This is a genomic window from Umezakia ovalisporum Ak1311 (assembly GCF_029891685.1).
GTDB lineage: Bacteria > Cyanobacteriota > Cyanobacteriia > Cyanobacteriales > Nostocaceae > Umezakia > Umezakia ovalisporum.
Genome location: NZ_JANQDJ010000018.1, coordinates 45,720 through 65,588, shown reverse-complemented (window position 1 = coordinate 65,588; position 19,869 = coordinate 45,720). Strand labels below are relative to the sequence as shown.

Annotated in this window: 18 protein-coding genes; 7 read left to right on the top strand and 11 right to left on the bottom strand. The window is 41.4% G+C overall.

Annotated features, from left to right (window positions below; all coding sequences use genetic code 11):
* Nucleotides 1-24: 24 nt before the first annotated feature.
* Nucleotides 25-1,533, bottom strand: a complete 1,509-nt coding sequence (locus NWP25_RS03025; protein ID WP_280688510.1) for an LCP family protein — start codon at nucleotides 1,531-1,533, stop codon at nucleotides 25-27.
* A 115-nt stretch (nucleotides 1,534-1,648) separates the two neighbouring features.
* On the opposite strand from NWP25_RS03025, the gene NWP25_RS03020 reads away from it, so the two are divergent.
* The 4 genes from NWP25_RS03020 to NWP25_RS03005 all read left to right on the top strand — a co-directional run bounded on the left by NWP25_RS03020 (nucleotide 1,649) and on the right by NWP25_RS03005 (nucleotide 6,400).
* Nucleotides 1,649-2,713: a mannose-1-phosphate guanylyltransferase gene (locus NWP25_RS03020; protein WP_280650722.1), complete on the top strand. Its 1,065-nt coding sequence runs from the start codon at nucleotides 1,649-1,651 to the stop codon at nucleotides 2,711-2,713.
* 192 nt (nucleotides 2,714-2,905) lie between these two features.
* The gene (locus NWP25_RS03015) at nucleotides 2,906-4,552 is read left to right on the top strand and encodes an ABC1 kinase family protein (protein ID WP_280650723.1); all 1,647 of its coding nucleotides are present in this window, start codon (nucleotides 2,906-2,908) and stop codon (nucleotides 4,550-4,552) included.
* A gap of 59 nt (nucleotides 4,553-4,611) precedes the next feature.
* Nucleotides 4,612-5,592, top strand: a complete 981-nt coding sequence (locus NWP25_RS03010) for an ABC transporter ATP-binding protein (RefSeq protein ID WP_280650724.1) — start codon at nucleotides 4,612-4,614, stop codon at nucleotides 5,590-5,592.
* A 73-nt stretch (nucleotides 5,593-5,665) separates the two neighbouring features.
* Nucleotides 5,666-6,400 carry an ABC transporter permease gene (locus NWP25_RS03005; protein WP_374912155.1) on the top strand — a complete coding sequence of 245 codons (735 nt, stop codon included), beginning with the start codon at nucleotides 5,666-5,668 and terminating at the stop codon, nucleotides 6,398-6,400.
* Nucleotides 6,401-6,414: 14 nt separating this feature from the next.
* Here NWP25_RS03005 and phnE read toward each other — a convergent pair whose 3' ends face one another.
* The 9 genes from phnE to NWP25_RS02960 all read right to left on the bottom strand — a co-directional run bounded on the left by phnE (nucleotide 6,415) and on the right by NWP25_RS02960 (nucleotide 14,105).
* Nucleotides 6,415-7,209, bottom strand: a complete 795-nt coding sequence (gene phnE, locus NWP25_RS03000; RefSeq protein ID WP_280650726.1) for a phosphonate ABC transporter, permease protein PhnE — start codon at nucleotides 7,207-7,209, stop codon at nucleotides 6,415-6,417.
* Nucleotides 7,210-7,478: 269 nt separating this feature from the next.
* Nucleotides 7,479-8,213, bottom strand: a complete 735-nt coding sequence (locus NWP25_RS02995; RefSeq protein WP_280650727.1) for a phosphonate ABC transporter ATP-binding protein — start codon at nucleotides 8,211-8,213, stop codon at nucleotides 7,479-7,481.
* Between the two features lie 124 nt (nucleotides 8,214-8,337).
* The gene (locus NWP25_RS02990; RefSeq protein ID WP_280650728.1) at nucleotides 8,338-9,312 is read right to left on the bottom strand and encodes a phosphate/phosphite/phosphonate ABC transporter substrate-binding protein; all 975 of its coding nucleotides are present in this window, start codon (nucleotides 9,310-9,312) and stop codon (nucleotides 8,338-8,340) included.
* 238 nt (nucleotides 9,313-9,550) lie between these two features.
* Nucleotides 9,551-11,170, bottom strand: coding sequence for a glutamine-hydrolyzing GMP synthase (gene guaA, locus NWP25_RS02985; RefSeq protein WP_280650729.1), 1,620 nt, complete (start codon nucleotides 11,168-11,170; stop codon nucleotides 9,551-9,553).
* Complete coding sequence (locus NWP25_RS02980) at nucleotides 11,142-11,306, bottom strand: hypothetical protein (RefSeq protein WP_280650730.1); 165 nt, start codon at nucleotides 11,304-11,306, stop codon at nucleotides 11,142-11,144. The genes guaA and NWP25_RS02980 overlap by 29 nt, the downstream gene beginning before the upstream one ends.
* A gap of 91 nt (nucleotides 11,307-11,397) precedes the next feature.
* Entirely contained in the window at nucleotides 11,398-12,513 is a 1,116-nt protein-coding gene (cbiD, locus tag NWP25_RS02975) for a cobalt-precorrin-5B (C(1))-methyltransferase CbiD (protein WP_280650731.1), read from the bottom strand.
* A 50-nt stretch (nucleotides 12,514-12,563) separates the two neighbouring features.
* A complete protein-coding gene (locus NWP25_RS02970; RefSeq protein WP_280650732.1) occupies nucleotides 12,564-12,863 on the bottom strand; it encodes a DUF7734 family protein in 300 nt (99 codons plus the stop codon).
* Between the two features lie 6 nt (nucleotides 12,864-12,869).
* Complete coding sequence (locus tag NWP25_RS02965) at nucleotides 12,870-13,463, bottom strand: DUF3177 family protein (RefSeq protein ID WP_374912130.1); 594 nt, start codon at nucleotides 13,461-13,463, stop codon at nucleotides 12,870-12,872.
* A gap of 420 nt (nucleotides 13,464-13,883) precedes the next feature.
* A complete protein-coding gene (locus NWP25_RS02960; RefSeq protein WP_280650733.1) occupies nucleotides 13,884-14,105 on the bottom strand; it encodes a Calvin cycle protein CP12 in 222 nt (73 codons plus the stop codon).
* Nucleotides 14,106-15,130: 1,025 nt separating this feature from the next.
* On the opposite strand from NWP25_RS02960, the gene NWP25_RS02955 reads away from it, so the two are divergent.
* Entirely contained in the window at nucleotides 15,131-16,369 is a 1,239-nt protein-coding gene (locus NWP25_RS02955) for an FIST signal transduction protein (RefSeq protein ID WP_280650734.1), read from the top strand.
* A 22-nt stretch (nucleotides 16,370-16,391) separates the two neighbouring features.
* On the opposite strand, the gene NWP25_RS02950 is transcribed toward NWP25_RS02955, so the two are convergent.
* Nucleotides 16,392-17,501 carry a metallophosphoesterase family protein gene (locus tag NWP25_RS02950; protein WP_280650735.1) on the bottom strand — a complete coding sequence of 370 codons (1,110 nt, stop codon included), beginning with the start codon at nucleotides 17,499-17,501 and terminating at the stop codon, nucleotides 16,392-16,394.
* A gap of 268 nt (nucleotides 17,502-17,769) precedes the next feature.
* On the opposite strand from NWP25_RS02950, the gene trmB reads away from it, so the two are divergent.
* On the top strand, nucleotides 17,770-18,417 hold the full coding sequence (gene trmB, locus NWP25_RS02945; RefSeq protein WP_280650763.1) for a tRNA (guanosine(46)-N7)-methyltransferase TrmB: 648 nt from the start codon (nucleotides 17,770-17,772) through the stop codon (nucleotides 18,415-18,417).
* A gap of 300 nt (nucleotides 18,418-18,717) precedes the next feature.
* Complete coding sequence (ygfZ, locus tag NWP25_RS02940; protein ID WP_280650736.1) at nucleotides 18,718-19,701, top strand: CAF17-like 4Fe-4S cluster assembly/insertion protein YgfZ; 984 nt, start codon at nucleotides 18,718-18,720, stop codon at nucleotides 19,699-19,701.
* The last annotated feature ends 168 nt before the right edge of the window (nucleotides 19,702-19,869 follow it).

The following is a 19,869-nucleotide window of genomic DNA, read 5'->3' as shown; positions in this document are numbered from 1 at the left end:
TGACTAATGACCAATGATCAAGAACTAATTCCAATCTTTCCCAATACGAATAGTGAGATCCGATGCTAAATCCCCTGTTGCCAACACGTCAATTTGACCCAAACCCATGACTTTTTCTAGTTCAACCCCTGTTTGGCGATGACCTTTTTGGACAAGAATCTGAGTATGCATTTGGGTATCAGGCCAATCAGGCAATGTATAAACATTGGTAAAACCTTTTGCTTTCAGATAGTTGATCACTTTTTCTGTTAGCTGAGGTTTATTGGCAGCATTTTGAATAGCAATTGCACGCTCAGTAACCGGACGTAAATCGTCCTGTAACCCAGGTACATACACGCCAACATAGTCATTCAATAAAGTCTGTTGTTGATTCAGGTTCAACCAATAACTATTGGGGTCTTGACTAAATCGGCTGAACATACCCGGCAAAATGGTCATTTGCAAATTATCCCGTTCTAGTTTGACAGAATAATTTACCAAGGCCATCATTTCTTCTATTTTGAGGTTGGTATCAAAATATTTCCGCATTAGGCCTGTTAATTGCGGTAATCTAGGTAAAACAGTGGGGCTATTGAGCCGTTGAAGTAACGCTTTAATCAGGGTTTGTTGTCGTTGTACCCTTGGTAGATCCCCCAGTCCTGGCTCACGGAACCGGGCAAAAATTTCTGCTTGTTCGCCGTCAAGGGTTTGCCAACCACTGACTAAATTCATGGATAGCTGACGGCTGCTCTCACGATATTCAATTTTTTCCGGTACAAAAACATCAACACCACCCAATTGATCCACTAACTGCCTTAAACCACTAGTAGAAATACGTATATAGCGATGGATGGGAGCATTGTTTAAAGTCCGGCTCACCACCCGTGCAGCTAACACAGGTCCGCCTTGAGCATTAGCATCAGATACTTTAGTCAATCCCTTTTCCGGGATAGCAATCATCGTATCCTTGGGAATTGAAAGTACCCGCATTGTTTGATTAGTGGGGTCAAGCCTCACCAGCAACATGGTATCACTAGTGCCGGCAAAACTTTCCGGTGAGCCATCAACCGTACCTTTAACAGGATCAACCCCCATAATTAAGATATTCATCGGTCGTGATAGCTTATACCGAGAAATATTCCCCCATAGTTCCCCAGGTAAGGGGACTTTCTGCTCATCCTTCCCAGAAAATCCTAGTTCTTCCTCGGTGCGATCTAAACTGCTCCACAGTGGAGTCCACAGAGCCAAAGTAGATATCAGCAGACCGGAAAAAACTATTCCCACCACCACAGTTAGTGACCACAGTAGCCATCGAGGCATGGTCAAGCCTAACCGATCATACAGCTCATTGGGAATTGCCCCCACAGACTCAACAACAGTACGGGAAATGTTTCCCGGCTCATGAGTGACAATCTCCAGATTTAGGGCTGATGGCTTTTGAATTTCTAGCCCATTGTCCACCCATTGCACTGGTTGAGGTCTATCCTCTAGTTCTAATTCTGGTATTTGTTGAGACGTCACCTGATTTTCTGACCTTTGAAATTGTTTAATCACAAATTATCTCCCCAGTTAACCACTCCCTAAAGGTATATTAATGGCAGCCACAAATCTCGGCAGGGCAAAAGCTCACTGTAAACTGATAGTGATCTGACCTTGGTGTGTAGACAATATGAGTATTTCACTGTTCCCTGTAATTCTTGCCGGTGGCAAAGGTGAGCGTTTTTGGCCCCTCAGCCGCAAAGACCGACCTAAACAATTTTTAAGTCTTGATGGTAGCGCTAGAAGTCTATTACAAGCAACTGCTGATCGATTATTAGCAGTAACAAGTGGTTGGAATAACCTTTGGGTGATTACTTCTAGTCAGATAGCCGCAGGTGTAAAACAACAACTACCTGAACTACCAGAGCAAAATTTATTAGTTGAGTCACAGGGGCGGGATACCGCCGCTGCTGTAGCTTGGACAAGTTTGGAAATGAAAAAGCGTTACGGAGAAGACGCAATTATCGGCTTTTTTCCCTCTGACCACTGGATAGCTGACCAAGAGGCATTTGAAGGTGCCTTAAGGGCTGCTACCCAGTTAGCAGCAAGCACCGAGGCAATTGTCACCCTAGGGATTAAGCCGACTTTTCCATCAACTGGTTACGGCTACATTGAACAAGGCGAAAACATTGGTAGATTTAACGACTTGCCAGCCTATCACGTCAACCGCTTTACTGAAAAGCCCAACCGCGAAACAGCAGAAACTTTTTTATCAACCGGGGGTTTTAGCTGGAATAGTGGTATGTTTGTATTTCGAGCCGGAGTCGTCCTCAAGGAACTATATACCCACGCACCGGAAATTATCAAACCATTAGAACAAGAAGGCCCTGATATATATCCTCAGTTACTTAAACAGAGTATAGACTATGCACTCATGGAAAAGACAAATTTAGCATATGTCTTACCAGTTGAATTTGGTTGGGATGATTTAGGTGATTGGAATGCTCTTGAGCGCTTGCTGAAAAAACCAGAGAATCCCAATGTAGAAATTGCTACCCATGTAGGATTAGATACCCAGGGAGCTATTATTTATGCTACTAATTCAGAAGATGTAATTGTTACTATTGGTTTAGAGGATGTGGTGATTGTGCGCGATCGCAACGTCACTCTTGTCATCAACAAACAACGTAGCCAAGAAATTAAGCAGATTCTCAAAACCTTAGCAAATGATCCCCGATGGACTGAACTGTTGTAAATCCGAGGCTTTAAGAGTTAAAACCCTGAGCAGAGGCTGAAAATTTGTTGCCTCTACTATAAATGGAATGTCTGTTGTCATGATTAGGGAGAATAGGATCCACAGACCAAGGGAAAGAGAAATTATTTTTGATTCCTGGTCTTTCCATCTCCCTGATCTTTGTTATCTCTCCCCTCTCCCCATTTTCCCACCATGTTCCTCACCCAAACTGTTCCTCGTCAACGAGAAATCATCGAAGTAGTCTTCCGTCATGGCTGGGACTATATGCGAAGGTTACTGACTGGTGGTAAAACTGATGAACCTCAGCTACCCACACCTGCGGTTTTAAAAAATATCCTGGTGGATTTAGGGCCAGTTTATGTCAAACTTGGTCAGTTACTCTCCACCCGTCCAGATTTACTGAATGCTACCTATATTGAAGAACTCTCAACTTTGCAAAATGAAGTACCCCCAGTTCCTTGGACAGAAGTAGAAGTAATCATTCGCAAACAACTTAAACGTCCACTTGAAGAAACTTTCAGTACAGTTAATCCTGTTCCCGTAGCGGCGGGATCAATCGCCCAGACTCATCGAGCCACATTAGTAGATGGTAAAGAAGTGGCTTTAAAGGTGCAACGTCCAGGAATTGAACTCACTGTTCCCCAAGATATCGCTCTTATTTTAGGTATTGCTGATTTAGTAGCCCGGACAGATTTTGGGCAAACCTACGAAATTAAATCTATTGCTAAAGAATTTACTAAAGCTTTAGAAGATGAGTTAGATTTCACATTGGAGGCTAGCTTTACAGATGAGTTGCGAGGTAATTTATCCCGTAGTCGCTGGTTTGATCCCAAACAATTGGTAGTTGCAGAAATTTTCTGGAACTTAACCACAGAAAAGTTATTGGTCATGGAATGGCTGGATGGAGTACCTTTACTGGCGGCAAATTTGAATAACTTGCAAAAAGGTAAAGATCCTCACACACAACGTCAAGAAATCACCACTTTGCTGTTTCGAGCATTTTTCCAGCAGTTATATATTGACGGATTTTTTCACGCTGACCCCCATCCTGGCAATTTATTTTATCTCGTAGATGGTCGAATTGGGCTTTTAGATTGTGGAATGGTAGGCAGGCTTGACCCCCGCACCCAGCAGATATTAACAGAAATGCTGTTAGCAATCATTGATTTAGATGCGGGTCGATGCGCTCAATTAACTTTACAGTTAGCAGGTTCTTCCCAGCCGGTGATTCTATCACGGTTAGAAAATGATTATGATCGCATGTTGCGGAAGTATCATAATGTCAGCTTGACTGAAATAAATTTTAGTCAGGTAATTTATGAAATTTTACAAGTCGCCCGTAATAATAAAATTCCCTTACCCAGCAATATGGGCTTATATGCTAAAACCCTCGCAAATTTAGAAGGAGTAGCTCGTGCATTCAACCCACAAGTTAATTTATTTGAAGAAATTCAACCATTAATTACAGATTTGTTTCGGCGGCAACTATTAGGGGAAAATCCAGTGCGATCGCTGTTAAGAACTGCCCTAGATATTAAGAGTTTATCGTTACAATCTCCCCGGCAAATTGAACTGTTATTAGATCGAGTTACTTCTGAAACCTTACAGTGGAATCTTTCCCTAAACGGTTTAGATGGTATGCGGCGGACTATGGATGATGCTGCTAACAGATTATCTTTTAGCATACTAGTAGGCTCTCTAATTATGGGAGCAGCAATTATTTCTACCAAAACCCAAACAACTCAACTCTCTGTTTTAAGTAGCGTTCTTTTTGCTGCTGCCAGTTTATTAGGTTTGTGGCTAGTTATTAGTATTTTGCGCTCTGGACGTTTAAAGTAACACTGGTATTTAAACACAGATAAAATCTGTGGTTTAAAGATAAAATTTATGTCAATTTTATGTCAATCATCACTGTAGAAAATCTGAGTAAATTTTACCCAGTGGCTGTTAAATCACCGGGTCTAAAAGGCACAATCACCCACTTTTTCCGTCGCACCTACCGTTCAATTAAAGCAGTACAAGATGTTTCTTTTGAAATTGCACCTGGGGAAGTGGTGGGTTTTTTGGGGCCTAATGGTGCCGGTAAAACCACCACCTTAAAAATGCTTACAGGGCTGATTCATCCCACCAGCGGAACAGTCAGAGTGGCTGGACACATACCATTTCTTCGCCAAGAAGCATTTTTACAAAAAATTACCTTGGTTATGGGTCAGAAACAGCAGTTAATCTGGGATTTGCCAGCACTGGATTCTTTAAAAATCAACGCTGCTGTTTACAACATCTCGAATAAAGAATTCCAAAAGCGAGTCGGGGAATTAACAGAGATGCTGACTTTAGAAGGTAAGCTGACTCAACCGATAAGAAAATTGTCTTTAGGTGAACGGATGAAAGCCGAACTGTTAGCAGCACTTTTGCACCATCCTCATGTATTGTTCCTAGATGAACCGACACTAGGACTAGATGTAAATGCACAGGTGGCAGTGCGGGACTTTTTGCGTGAGTATAATCGGCGTTATCAAGCTACAGTATTATTAACTAGCCATTACATGGCTGATATTACTGCTTTATGTGAGCGCGTGCTGTTGATTCACCAGGGAAGTTTAATGTACGACGGTAGTTTGGATGGACTGCTGGAAAGTTTCGCTCCTCACCGGGAAGTCCACATTGAGTTAGCCGAGCCCCAACCAAGGGAAAAGCTGAAGTTTTATGGTGATGTGCAACTCTTGGAGGGACGAGCAGTAAGTTTCATCGTCCCACGAGAAAACCTGACTCGCTCAGTATCTCGGATTTTAGCTGATTTAGAAGTCATCGATTTAACCGTAACCGAACCGCCAATAGAAGAAGTGATTGGTAGGGTTTTTCAAGCTGGAGTGGTGTAATTCGTAATTTGTAATTGCAGTGAAAAAAATTATTAGTAAAATCTTAACTTTTCTTTCTGTTTACTATGCCTACATGGTTGAGTATCGGGCAGAACTAATTTTATGGGTTTTGTCTGGGGCTTTGCCAATCATTTTAATGGGTGTGTGGATACAAGCGGCTCAAGGTGGAGAGTTTGGTTTAAAACCTCTAGATTTTGCCCGTTATTTCATCACGGTTTTTTTTGTGAGGCAAATCACTGTTGTTTGGGTAATTTGGGATTTTGAAAGGGAAGTAGTGGAGGGTAAGTTATCATCCCGGTTGTTACAACCCCTAGATCCAGTATGGCACCACGTTGCAGCTCATATTTCTGAAAGGGCAGCACGCCTACCTTTTGCAGTGTTACTGGTAGTCTTGTTTTTTATGCTTTATCCCCAAGCTCTTTGGTTACCAAGTTTGGGGCAATTATTACTGTTTGCTTTAGCCATAATTCTAGCTTTTGTCTTACGGTTTGTCATTCAGTACACATTTTGTATGTTCGCCTTTTGGACTGAACGTGCTAGCGCTTTGGAAAATTTCTGGTTTTTGTTTTATTTATTTTTGTCTGGGTTAATTGCGCCTTTAGATGTTTTTCCCGAACCTATGAGAATCATAGTCATGTTTACACCTTTTCCCTATTTGATTGCTTTCCCTGCAAGTCTTTTGGTGGGACTACCTGTAGATGTAGGACGGGGATTTGTATCAATGTTAGGTTGGATATTGATATTTTTGGGTGCAAATCGTCTGCTGTGGCGTATTGGATTGAAACGATATTCGGGTATGGGTGCTTGATGAGCAAGTGGCTATCATGTCGATTCAAGGCGACGACGCAACTGGCTGCTGAAACCATCTATCACTGTCACAACTACCAAAAGTACCAACATCATGGTTGTGGCTTTGGTATATTCAAACCCATCAATATAACTTTTTAACTGAAAACCAATACCACCTGCACCCACCACCCCCAACACAGAAGCAGCACGAATATTGTACTCAAACATCCATAAGGTATAACCCAAACTCAGGGGCAGCACTTGTGGTAAAATTCCATATTGAGCAATTTGCCATGGAGATGCCCCTATAACTTGTAGAGATTCTAAAGACCGAGGCTCAAGTGCTTCAATAGCTTGTTGATAAAACTTTGCTAAATAGCCGATAGTATATATACTTAAAGCCAGAGTCCCTGCAGGTGCCCCTAAACCTGTGGCAGCAACGAAAATTAGCCCGAGAATAATTGAAGGGACAGAACGCACAGCATTTTGCACCAAATTAGCCAGCCATTGCAGCCAAGTAGGAGCAACATTACTAGCGCTAGCAACGGCTATTGGTACAGAGAGAATAGCGCCAATGGTTGTTCCCCAAAGAGACATCTGTACAGTTTCAATCAGTGCTTTGATGGCAATGTCAATAACTGTAAAATCCGGAGGAAATAAGCGCGAAATAAAATCAGTAATGTAGGGGGCGCTAGATGTCAGCAGTTCAAAATCAAGCCGAAGCCCTTGCAAAGCCCAACCATAAACTATAACAGCAATTAATAAGATGACTAAGGGACTTACCCAAGAGTAGCGGCCAAGAAATTTAGAAATTGGTGGACAAATCATTACAAGTAGGTCGGTGCAAATAAATTTAACTACTCAACTATCCCACAGATGGTATTTTGAAGTTTTTGATCAGGCACTTTCTCACAAACTAATTCAGCAAACCAGTAGGTTTTTCGATTCAGATTTGATTCAAAATAGTACACACCAGGGAAACATGGCAAACACATTTAACACCTCAGTTTAACCCATAATGTACATTCAAAACCAAAAATAAACTTGATGGCCACTAAAGTCACCTAAAGTAATTACTACCGACTATGGACTCTGGACTAATGACCATTTACTAAAAACTGAGCTTGCAAGTTATCGCAAGGCCCCTCATAGACGATGCAGCCAGCATCCAGAATAATGGCACGCTGGGCATATTTGGCCGCTATTCCTAAGTCATGTAGAACTGTGACAATGGTCATGCCATGCTGGGTGTGTAATTCAGCTAAAGCTTCCATTACTTGTTGGGCAGCAATAACATCTAAGCCGCTAGTGGGTTCATCTGCTAAAAGTACTTTTGGTGATTGAATTAAAGCACGAGCGATGGCCACTCTTTGTTGCTGTCCACCACTGAGTTTGCTAGTTTTTTGATAGGCTAAGTCTTTTAAACCCAACTGTTTGAGTAATTCTAATGCTAAAAAGCGATCCCGTTTAGGAAAGCCCAATAGTGTTTGCCAAGCTGTTTTTGTGCCGAGCTTACCGCACAACACATTTTCAATTGCTGATAACTGGGGAATTAACCCACCACCTTGAAACAACATTCCTACATCGCGGCGGATATGGGGTAGTATGCGTGTATTTATTGCCACGCCGTTAATCCGAACTTCTCCCCTGACTAATGGTACTAACCCCACAAGTGATCGCAATAATGTAGACTTACCAGCACCATTGAGTCCTAGCAGTACAACAAATTCACTCTGCTTAATTTGACAGTTAATATCATTGAGGATCGGGCGATTCAAAGAGCCAACATAAGGTGTCTCTAAGTTGTGACATTCAATTACGTAATCACTCATCCTCTGCCTTGGTCAATTTCATCAATTTACGGATATAAAACTTATTTCAGGGCGGATTTAGCAAAAATTGTATCTATTCACAAATTTACTACTTCAACCCGCCCTTAGGTACACAGCACCAATTTTAGGGTTCTATCCCCACACGCTGGAGAGCTTTACGAATTGGTGCTAAGTGACGATCATGATCCACTCTCACCAATTCGGTAGAGTTATACAAGTTACGTAGCAGTTGGTTATTTGATGACTGATTTAATTTGAGTAGAGCGTTAATTAATCTTTCTCTGTCAGGTGCAGGAACTCTATCATCAATAACGATACCATGAGCAGGTACACCAGAAATTCCATACAGTACTCGCAACTGTTTCCTGTCTTCTTCTGTAATGTAAGGTGGTAACAGAGCATATTCTGAAACAACAGCTACGTCTGCTTGACCACGTAGTAATGCTTGTAAGGCTTTGCTGTAGTTACCACCATAAGCAATTTGACCAAAGAAAACATTGAGGCGATCGCGATCGGAGACAAACCCCTGTTTTACCAATTCACTCACAGGAAAAATAAACCCAGACCCTGAAGTAGGAGATGTAAATGCTATTCTTCTGCCCCGTAGTTGTTCTAGGGTTGTTTTAGCATTTTTTCCACTTTTGAAGGCACTATTGTCCCGCACAACGAATACCGAATTATAAGTGAATCTGCCAGAGTAGTTATCGCGTACTTCTGCCAGATACAAACGAGCATTTGCCAATTCTTCAGCTTTCAAAGCTGGACGACTGCTTAAAAAAGCTACCTCAGCCCGATTTGCTCTCAAAGCTTCCACCGCAGCTGTATCATCACCTATCTGTGCTTTGACAGAGATTCCCATTTCCTTGGATAAAAAAGCTGCTACAGCATCTGCCTTAGATTGCAAATCTGTTGAATCAGCACGACTAGGAAAAATTACTCTTAAATTTTTCAGTTTTTGTGCAATTAACCGCGGTGCTTGTTGATTAGAAGTAGGATTAGCTGTTGTTGCTTCCATTCCACTAAAAGTAGTAATTCCTAGACCCATTAAGGCCATTAATGCTGCCCCTGCACCCAACAAGCTTTTTTTGTTTATACTCATTTACCCTTCTCCATCAAGAACTATTTGCAAAAATACTGCTAATTACTTTCAACTATTTCATAAAAGAATCTAAAACTTTTAAGAATAAAAGTCAATATGAAATGTATAAAAACTTTTCTGGATTTGTTGCAAATATATTGCCAATCATACTTAAAGTATCAAAAAACACAGATGAATTATTGTTCATCTGTGTCTATTGTGTTTATAGTGGTTGATTAAATAAATGTGGGGGCGAAAATTATTCCCACTCTATGGTTCCAGGTGGCTTAGAGGTGATATCGTAAACCACGCGATTAACACCTTTCACTTCATTGACAATGCGGTTAGAAATTTCTTCCAGTACATCATAAGGTACACGGGCCCAATCAGCGGTCATACCATCTTCACTGGTGACAATTCTTAAGACAATGGGGTAAGCATAGGTACGTTTATCCCCCATAACCCCCACACTGCGAATTGGCAGCAAAACAGCGAATGCTTGCCAAACTTCGTGATACAAACCACGTTTGTTAATTTCTTGGCGAACAATCAAATCAGCATCCCGGAGAATCTTTAACCCTTCGGGGGTGACTTCCCCTAAGATGCGAATTGCTAAACCAGGACCCGGGAAGGGTTGACGTTGGACAATTTCTTCTGGTAAACCAATGGAACGCCCTACTTTACGGACTTCATCTTTAAACAGTTTCCGTAATGGTTCTACCAGTTTAAATCGCAGGTCCTTGGGTAAACCACCAACGTTGTGATGACTCTTGATTTTTACCGCCACTCGTTCCCCGGTTTGGGGATCAACATTGGTATCAGCAGACTCGATAACATCTGGGTACAGAGTCCCCTGTGCTAAATAATCAAACTGTCCGAGGCGTTTAGATGTTTCTTCAAATACCCGGATGAATTCATGCCCAATGCACCGGCGTTTTTCTTCGGGATCTGTAACACCTTTAATGGTATCTAAAAACCGATGGCGGGCGTTGACATACTCAACGGGAATGTGAAACTGTTCTTTAAATAGTTTCAATAACCGTTCCGGCTCTAATTTACGCATAAAGCCTTGGTCAATAAACACACAGGTTAACTGATCGCCAATGGCTTTATAAAGTAAAAAGGCTAGGGTAGAAGAATCCACCCCCCCAGATAATGCTAACAGTACCCGCTTGTCAGCAACTTTGGCGCGAATTTCGCGAATTGCTTCCTCAACAAAAGCTTCTGTTGTCCAGGTGGGTTCGCAATCGCAGATATGATAAACAAAGTTACGGATTAATGCTATGCCACCAATGGAATGTACTACTTCAGGATGAAACTGTACACCATAAAGTTTCTTGTCGTGATTGGCAATGGCAGCACAGGGGGTGTTTTCTGTATGAGCTAACACCTCAAACCCTGATGGCATCTTGGTCACTGAATCTCCGTGACTCATCCACATGGTAGTGCCATTTTCAACGTTAGTTAGTAAGTCTGTTGGATCATCTATGTATAATGACGCTTTGCCATACTCACCCCGCTCGGCTTTTGCCACTTCACCATGGAGTTGACTAACCATCAACTGCATACCATAGCAAACACCCAAAATGGGAATGCCCAGATTCCATATTTCTGGATCACAATGGGGGGCATTGTCAGCATAAACTGAACTAGGTCCACCGGAGAGAATAATGCCCTTGGGATTTAGTTTTCGTAAATGTTCAGATGTTGTGCGGTATGAGAGAACTTCCGAGTATACTTGAGTCTCCCGGATCCGACGGGCAATTAATTCCGAATATTGTGAACCAAAGTCTAAAATTAGGATTATTTGACGGTCTAGCTTACCCAAATTTTCCATTTGAGATGCTTGTTCATTGGGCAGAGTCACCACTGTATTCATGATGGGGGGAGTTGTGAATGTGAAATAGATGGGCGCTTTGTAGTTTAAACTCGATGTCACTCATCGCCTGGTTGAGCAAGTGAATGGTTGAGTATGTCGCCAACAAACGCTCTTGTAGAATAAGCTTACTAGCCATGCTAATGGCATGGTATGACAAAGAAAGATTTAACAGAGAGTAGCTACTAAAAAAATATCTATTTGAATTATTTATGATTATTCATAATAAATTAACATAATTTTTTGCTTAAGAGGCAACCAATTTTGCTCTTGATGATAATTTCGCGATGGCGGTCAAAAAGAACAGAACCGCAAACTGTAGCATTGCTTCCCCGCTGACTATGGTTTTGAATATATTCTTGGGAGCGGCTATCGATAGCTTCAGCCATGGCACCATAAACTTGATTAACCCAATCACTACCTGTTGCTGCATCTAAATATTTTAGGTGTTTTAATGCATCTTCAGCTGTAGGACTATGAAAGACAACCCCTATATCTTCTGACTTTAAACCGGCTAGGGCACAATGCGCGGCTAAAATCTCCCGACGACCATCAGCCAAGTGATGATGGGTGTGAAAAATTCCCCCGGCTAACTTCATCAACTTACCATGATAGCCAAATAATAAAATTTCTTTGACACCCAACAGATCAGCTTCCACTAACAATGGCCCTAGCCAGTTAGCAGTTTTTACCAGTTGTTCGGGATTAATACCGAGTTGACGCGCCAAATCAAGACCATTTTCGCCAATACAAAATACCAAACTTTGAAAACGAGTGGCTTTGTGTTGTAATTCCCTGCGAAAAGCACCTAATTGATCCGGTGTACTCAAAGGTTGAGAAATACCACTAGTCCCCAACAGCGAAAGTCCTTCCACTACACCAAAAGCAGAATTAGAAGTGCGAACAGCAAGCGATCGCCCCTCTGGTAAGATAATATTCACTGTGATTTTCTCGTCATCTGCGAGCATCCGGTTGAGATTATCTTGTAGCAGCTTTTGAGCATAGGCATAAATAGCCGGTTGGTTATCAGCATTGATCTGTTTACCAACACCTTCTCCACCTTGAATAATTACATTTTCCCCATCTCCAACCCTCCATTGTACCATTGCCCAAATTGGCGTATTTCTGGTTAAATCTAGGTTATCACCTGGTTCACTGCGAGTAATTGCCAAAGCCGTATTGTTACACAGTCCTGCTACCTGTTCAATTGATATTTCTGCAATTTGGGGCGGTTCAATCAAGTCCACCGACACAGATGTTAAAGGTTGACGGTGGCGTAACCAATGCAAGGCGGCCATAGCAGAAGCACAGGCAAAAACCGGGAGAGTATATCCAGAAAGAGACATAATTCTAGGGGAATGAGCAAAAATTGTAAATTCCTAATAACCAATGACCATCAAACACCAACTTCCGCGAGTAAAACTTCCATAGCTTCCCAAGAAATTTCTTTTTGGATGTAACGAGGCGCTTCAGGATTGTAAGGACTTTTGATGCGATCAACACTCAAAATCATTGCTCCATCCGGTACAACGGGCACATCTGGGTCAAATGCGGTTGGGCGCATCAAGGAGCTAGAGAAACCTTTAAAAATCGCAACTTTATCTTGCCCGTCCCCGACTTTCAATGTTACCAGTAAAATTTCTTGGGGGCGTTTGCTTGTGTATTGTTCCAAACGCTTACCAATAGAATTATTCATCGTGAACTAGTGTTGTGTAGCTGAACGGCCCTGTTTGCCCAGTTTAACCAGGACAAAGTAGGTCAAATAAACCACATAAACAACTAAACCAACTATGCCCAGAAAGCCTAGAAAACCAGGTTTACTATTATAATGGAAATATTGTTTAAATAGTAAGGGTGCCTCAAACCAAACTTGACAACGGGAAGTTTTAATCCCTGTTTCCGATAAAGCACAGCCAATAAAAGGTACAAGAGCAACTGCACCCAAAATAGAATAAACAGTTACAGCCCAGCGCCAGGAGACAAAAATCAGCTTTAAAGGGCTACTGGGGTGATACTCAATTTCATCGTTGAGATCCACCCAGAACCACAGGGAAATGGGAATCAGAATTCGCGCCATCAAGGCGGAGATAAAGCTAACCGGGTACTGAGCAATCATCAAATAAATCGTGATGAATAGGAGACTGGATACTCTCCAGTAAATAGTTAACAGGCGTTGCATTCCTTCAGCTTTTTGTACAAATACCCAAATTAGTAGAATTAGAGGAATAAACACTAAAAATAATAAAGCCAGTCGATAGTCAGTCCAGACAAACTGGCGAAACCACACTTCATTCATAATTTTTTTTAAACTAATAATAAATTTAAATCAATTATTCGGAGTTTGCTGAAGTTCCGGTTAAAAAAAACAAGCAACTGGCAAACCTTCAACTTAAACACCCTGCACCATGCCATAACACCATCGGGAGAGTTAAGGAACTCATGCCCAAATTATGACCTAGTACGTCCAAAAAAAACCTTATCTTTACAGTCATTGGCAATTTTTGTTCAGGATCTATAGATTCTCAACATCAACCTCCTAGACTCACCCGAATCTATGCTTGTCAACTTACCTTCCTCAGTAGAGAGAAGATGTTTAAAAAGGGTGGATTTCAAGTGGATTTCAAGTGGATTTGGGGTTAACGGCCAGTTGCAAGATATCAGTAAGTAGATTCTAGTTGCTTGCTAGTGGGGTAAAACAAATTTACCAACTCAGTCTTTAGTCGTCGTAAACCCGACACTCAGCAGCTTCTGGGTTATCGTCGCAGTACTGCTCTAGGGAATTTTTTGGCTTTTTGTTACGCTGATGGGAAGCTTCAGCTTGTAATTCTTCCACCGCATCCCAAGCAGCTGCACACTCAGCCGAGTTGCTACCGGAAATGTCACAGACAGTACGAGCTTGTTGTACTTCTGCTGCAATTGTTTCTTGGATGTCGCTCATAGTTTAGTCTCTTTGTGTGGTTTAAGTACCAGTATAGAAAAACTTTCAGAATGGCGTTTTTTTGTTTTATCGTTTACCATTCTAACGACTTAGCTGTTACGTTGAGTATTTTAGCTTAATGATCCATCTTGAATAAAATAGTTAGGAATCTATTAAGCATTACCTATACTGTGGATAATATAAACAATTAATTCTACAATACATTGGCAAAAATTATGCAGAGACAAAAAATATATCCCTGATTTTTTATGCATACTTAAAATACAAAAGCGACTCTGTATAGTTAAGAACTTACTTTTGTAGTTTAACAATGTATTTATGCTTAATAAATCTTTGTATAGATTTGTATGATGGATATAAAACACACAGAAACGTTGCTGCTGGACAAGTGATACAAAATCCCGGTGTCACTACCCTAGGGAGATAGTTTTAATGGCGGATTTTTACATATTTGTGCTGATTTATGCTGAAAACATAAACACAATGTAAATTATCATAAATTAAGGCAAAAATACCTAAACTTTGTCTTAATTTTTCTATATGGTCACTTTCATGCAGAAAACATTGAACTTAATAGTGCAACAAATGTTTTACGTTGGAGAAGACTGGTTTCCTGCCCGAAGCTAACATGTTGCCAGAAACATAAGGCAATGTTATTTTAAATTCATAAAAAATGTCCAATTTTAGGGAACATGAGATTACATCACATTCCCTTCACACCAAACCTCGACATACATTGATTCTTTTGGCGTTTTTTATTATACACAGTGCATAAACTTTGATTGCCATTGTGTTGCACTTAGCTGTAAGATAGTGAAAATAAACGTTAATCAATAAACCCAAGGTTCTTGGCAACAAATAAACCAAAAATGGTTGCGTATATTGGCTAATCACATACAAATTTTACCAATTAGGCATCTTTAGATAAAAAACCCGCCCCTGTGTTCAGTATATTATGTAGTAGGGGTTACCAGTTGTAAAAATAAAATCCTAGTAGACTAACCAAAAAAAACAGCCCAAAACTCATGGCAGACCAAATGCAGTGGGCAAATGCCCTATCAACCCGTCCTTCTTTAGAAGCAGCTGTTACAGATGTAGTAGAACAGGCTGCGTCTTCCTTAACAGCACCTGCGGATTTAGGGCTAGTATTCATTTCCTCTGCTTTTGCCAGTGAGTATTCCCGACTTTTACCCCTGCTGGCTGAAAAACTCTCCATACCTGTAATGATTGGGTGCAGTGGTCTGGGGGTAATTGGTACTAAAGCTACAGGAGAACCCCAAGAATTAGAGACAGTACCTGCTATTAGTCTGACTTTGGGGCATTTACCTGGGGTGAATGTACAAGCTTTTCATGTTACGGCAGAACAATTACCTGACTTGGATAGTTCACCAGATGCGTGGATAAATGTAATTGGTGTGCAACCATCTCCAGCCCCTCAATTCATTTTGCTGTCTAGTGGATTTTCTCCGAGAATCAATGATTTATTGCAGGGTTTGGATTTTGCCTACCCTGGCTCGGTGATCATCGGGGGACAGGCTAGTTCTGGAGGTTTAAGCCGTGAGATATCTTTATTTTGTCACGATGCCGCCAACGGGCTGGATCAACAGCTGTATCGTGAGGGAACCCTAGGGTTGGCATTGAGTGGGAATATTGTTTTACAAACAATTGTGGCCCAAGGATGCCGACCCATTGGGCTACCTATGCAAGTGACAAAAGCTGAACGTAATATCATTCTGGAATTGGATGAAACAGCTCCGCTAGTGGTGTTACGAGATATGATTGCTAGCCTGAGTGAACAAGAGCGAATCCTGGCACAACACTCTTTGTTTGTGGGTATAGTGATGGATCAGTTCAAATCATCCGTACAACAGGGAGACTTTTTAATTCGCAGTATCTTGGGGGTAGATCCATCCGTTGGGGCCATCGCTATTGGGGATGTCGTACGTCCCGGTCAACGTCTACAATTCCAACTGCGTGATGCAAAAGCCTCGGCCGAAGACTTGGAATTACTGCTTAAACAGTATCAAAACCAAGACTATTTGCAACCAGCGGCGGCAGCTTTGATGTTTTCTTGTGTGGGTCGTGGCCAAAGCCTTTACGGCCAGTCTAATTTTGATTCCCAGTTATTTAGGCGTTACATTCAAGATATACCCATAGGTGGCTTTTTCTGTAACGGAGAAATCGGCCCTGTTGGCGGTAATACCTTTGTACATGGGTATACCTCTGTTTTTGCAGTTGTTCACCCCATCAGTGGTGAGGCTTGACCTTTCCCCGGTTCCTACATCCTCATTTTGACTCTCCTAAGAGCAAGGTGCTGTGATTATCAATGAGGGTGGGAATACCACTGGCCCTCGCACCATAGGTTTGAATGTGGCGACGTACATCTGGGGGAAATTGGGGATAGTCTAATAAAGCATCTCCATCGGCAATATTTGCCCAAAAATCCCGCAAACCAGGAGCTAATTTTTCTGCTTGTGATAATGGTAAGTTTAAGGGGTGCTGAGTCAACAGCTTAACCAAAAAGGGAAAAGAGCGATCGCCCATCCACTGACGTGATAAATGTTGCAGGTTCGGAAAATCAGGTAATGTTTCTATGCGATGTGATATAATCTGCAACCAATTTCTACCGTAATTATCCTGTCTAAATTCCAGGACACGATAAGGATGGGGGTAACTAACTAAGGAACCAGTGGTGATATCATAAACTCCTTGTGAGCAAGCAATATCCTGAATGTGTAAATGTCCTGTAAATACTAGCTTAACTCCATAACGCCGTAAAATTTGTAACAAGTGCGGAGAATTTTCTAAGATATAACGCTTACCTATGGGATGGCGCAATTGTTCCGGTAGATGCTCAACAACATTGTGATGTACCATCACCATTACTAATTCATCATCAGCTGCTGCTAGTACCTCTTCTAACCAGATCAGTTGTTCAGTATCCAAACGCCCTATCAAATCACCTTCCTCGTTAAAAAAGTTAGAATTAAGACCAATTAAGCGCACTTTTGGCAGCAATTGATGTGTATAGTAAAGTCGGCAAGGGTTTTCGTAGCCAAACTTGCGGTAATAATAAGGAAAATCAGCCAAACCAATTGATTGCTCATTTGCCGTCAGCACAGGAACGTCATGATTACCAGGAACAACATAGGTGGGAAAAGGTAGCTTGGCTAATCGTTCTTGCAACCAAAGATGATTTTCGGGTTCGCTGTGTTGAGTTAAGTCTCCAGGAAGTAAGAGAAAATCTAAATTAAGTTGTGTTAAATGTTCTATTACACTTTCAAAAGCAGCAATACTAACTTCTACCAGATGAAATCGGTTGGGATGATCCCAGATAGTATGGGGAAGGGCAATGTGTAGGTCACTAACTATGGCAAAGCGAAAATTTAGATCCATTGATTTTTGAGGACAATGTTAAAAACAAACTGAAAAACTTCTTTTCTACAAAGTATAACCCTTGCTTGTAAATACTGTGTAGTGGCAGTTGTAATTCAGATTTTTGTCTAATTAACAGTTGATAAGAAATGTGAATTAAATAAACTGCAAAGAAGGGTTTTTCACCTTTCTGATCATTTCATTTGGTATGATAGGTTTTCTGGCTAATTATCAGAATTGCGATCACCCATCCGCGTTCGTTTTTTTGACGAAAGGAGAAGCATTAATTTTGGCAATTGTCCGAGTTCGTCAACACGTAAATCCTCTGGCTAGAAAGTATCAAACCCCAGCAAATGCCCTGGAATTTGAAAAAGTTTATACACAGCCACACCAACCACTACATCTTGATATTGGTTGTGCTAGGGGCAGGTTTTTGTTGAAAATGTCCCAGATAGAAACAAACTGGAATTTTCTGGGTTTGGAAATTCGAGAACCCTTGGTAGTGGAGGCGAATCATTTACGTTCTCAGTTGGGTCTAACAAATCTTTATTATTTATTTTGCAATGTGAATAATTCCTTGCAATCCCTCTTATCATCTTTGCCTACAGGAACTTTACAGCGGGTCACTATTCAATTTCCTGACCCTTGGTTTAAAACGCGTCATGCTAAACGCCGTATAGTACAACAGCAATTAGTCGCCGAACTAGCTGGTTATCTAGCCCCTGGAGGCATTGTGTTTTTGCAATCAGATATAGAGTTTGTAGCCGCAGAAATGCGCGATCGCTTTGCCGAAAATCTTGCTTTTGAGAGAGTTGGTACAGAAGAATGGTTAACAGAAAATCCTTTACCTGTGGCGACAGAACGGGAAATAGCTACTCAACACAAAGGTGAACCAGTGTACCGGGCTGTATTTGTGAAAAAAAACACAGCACCCTAATTGAATCTCAGGAGTCCATTAACACCCCCCCCAGCCAGAAACCGGGGGATTCTTGCTTCAAATGGATTTCAATGAATTTAGCCGCGCTAACGCCCCTCCCCTAACAGCAAGCATCTTCACCTAAGTGGTATACCTTGAGTCAGTGCGGTCTTGGGGTCTTCCTCAAGAGAATCATAAACTACAAGTTAATAACATAGCTTTTTCTATACTTTTATTCATGTTTCCAACTGTAAAGCTGAATATGCTAAGATTCTTTAACGGAAAATTTTTCAATATAAAATAGGGCAACTCTTCATTACCATGCCAACATCTGCAATTGACTCTAAAGACGTAGCAGCTATCCAAGCGGCAACAGAAGGGGTTGCTGTATGTGATCGCTCTCCCTGGGGACGTATCCGTGTTTATGATGAGGACAGGCTGCGTTTTTTACACAATCAAAGCACTAATAATTTTCAAATCCTCAACCCGGGTCAGGGCTGTGATACTGTAATGGTGTCATCCACCGCCCGTACCATTGACTTAGTGAGTGCCTATGTTTTAAATGATGCGGTGTTGTTGCTCACTTCCCCTAGCCGTCGTCAAGCTTTACTGGAATGGCTAGATCGTTACATCTTTTTTGCTGACAAAGTGCAATTAAAAGATGTCACAGATGCAACATCAACCTTTAGCGTCATTGGTCCCCAAAGTGACCACATTATAGAAAACCTAGGGGCTCAAGGAATTATTGGTCAACCCCACAATCATCATCAACTGGTGGAAGGAGTAATAGTAGCTGTGGGTAGTGGTTTAGCAACACCAGGATATACCTTGATTTTCCCAGTCTCAGCCAAAGAGCAATTATGGCAGAAAATCTTACAATTAGGTGCAGTAGAGTTGAGCGATCGCTCCTGGGAAACATTAAGAATATTACAAGGAAGACCAGCACCAGACGCGGAACTAACAGAGGATTACAACCCTTTAGAAGTGGGTTTATGGCAAACAATCTCTTTTAATAAAGGTTGCTATATCGGTCAAGAAACCATTGCTCGTTTAAATACATACAAAGGTGTAAAGCAGTACCTCTGGGGTATCCGCATGAATGCACCCGCTACAGTTGGCAGTGCCATCACCGTTGGGAATGAAAAAGTTGGCAAACTTACCAGTTATACTGAAACTACCAAGGGTCATTTTGGACTAGGTTACATTCGTAGTAAAGCTGGTGGTGTAGGCTTAAAAGTCCAAGTGGGGGAAACTGAAGGTGAAGTAGTACAAATACCGTTTGTTTCTCACGAATATCCACAATAAATATTTCAGTAGAAAACTACTATAAACACAATTATCGATGTTGATGCATCTGTAGTTAATTATTTTTTCTCTTAGCCATACAATTCACAAGAAAATCGCCGAAAGCCATGGAAGCCACTTGGTTTCAGCCAGTGTTTGACAAAGGTAGCGGTGAGGCTAGGAATTGAT

Excerpts from the sequence above, each read along its gene's own strand:
- NWP25_RS03020 (WP_280650722.1), top strand. The coding sequence starts at position 1,649 with ATGAGTATTTCACTGTTCCCTGTAATTCTTGCCGGTGGCAAAGGTGAG.
- NWP25_RS03015 (WP_280650723.1), top strand. The coding sequence starts at position 2,906 with ATGTTCCTCACCCAAACTGTTCCTCGTCAACGAGAAATCATCGAAGTA.
- NWP25_RS03010 (WP_280650724.1), top strand. The coding sequence starts at position 4,612 with ATGTCAATCATCACTGTAGAAAATCTGAGTAAATTTTACCCAGTGGCT.
- NWP25_RS03005 (WP_374912155.1), top strand. The coding sequence starts at position 5,666 with ATGGTTGAGTATCGGGCAGAACTAATTTTATGGGTTTTGTCTGGGGCT.
- phnE (WP_280650726.1), bottom strand. The coding sequence starts at position 7,209 with ATGATTTGTCCACCAATTTCTAAATTTCTTGGCCGCTACTCTTGGGTA.
- NWP25_RS02995 (WP_280650727.1), bottom strand. The coding sequence starts at position 8,213 with ATGAGTGATTACGTAATTGAATGTCACAACTTAGAGACACCTTATGTT.
- NWP25_RS02990 (WP_280650728.1), bottom strand. The coding sequence starts at position 9,312 with ATGAGTATAAACAAAAAAAGCTTGTTGGGTGCAGGGGCAGCATTAATG.
- guaA (WP_280650729.1), bottom strand. The coding sequence starts at position 11,170 with ATGAATACAGTGGTGACTCTGCCCAATGAACAAGCATCTCAAATGGAA.
- NWP25_RS02980 (WP_280650730.1), bottom strand. The coding sequence starts at position 11,306 with ATGGCTAGTAAGCTTATTCTACAAGAGCGTTTGTTGGCGACATACTCA.
- cbiD (WP_280650731.1), bottom strand. The coding sequence starts at position 12,513 with ATGTCTCTTTCTGGATATACTCTCCCGGTTTTTGCCTGTGCTTCTGCT.
- NWP25_RS02970 (WP_280650732.1), bottom strand. The coding sequence starts at position 12,863 with ATGAATAATTCTATTGGTAAGCGTTTGGAACAATACACAAGCAAACGC.
- NWP25_RS02965 (WP_374912130.1), bottom strand. The coding sequence starts at position 13,463 with ATGAATGAAGTGTGGTTTCGCCAGTTTGTCTGGACTGACTATCGACTG.
- NWP25_RS02960 (WP_280650733.1), bottom strand. The coding sequence starts at position 14,105 with ATGAGCGACATCCAAGAAACAATTGCAGCAGAAGTACAACAAGCTCGT.
- NWP25_RS02955 (WP_280650734.1), top strand. The coding sequence starts at position 15,131 with ATGGCAGACCAAATGCAGTGGGCAAATGCCCTATCAACCCGTCCTTCT.
- NWP25_RS02950 (WP_280650735.1), bottom strand. The coding sequence starts at position 17,501 with ATGGATCTAAATTTTCGCTTTGCCATAGTTAGTGACCTACACATTGCC.
- ygfZ (WP_280650736.1), top strand. The coding sequence starts at position 18,718 with ATGCCAACATCTGCAATTGACTCTAAAGACGTAGCAGCTATCCAAGCG.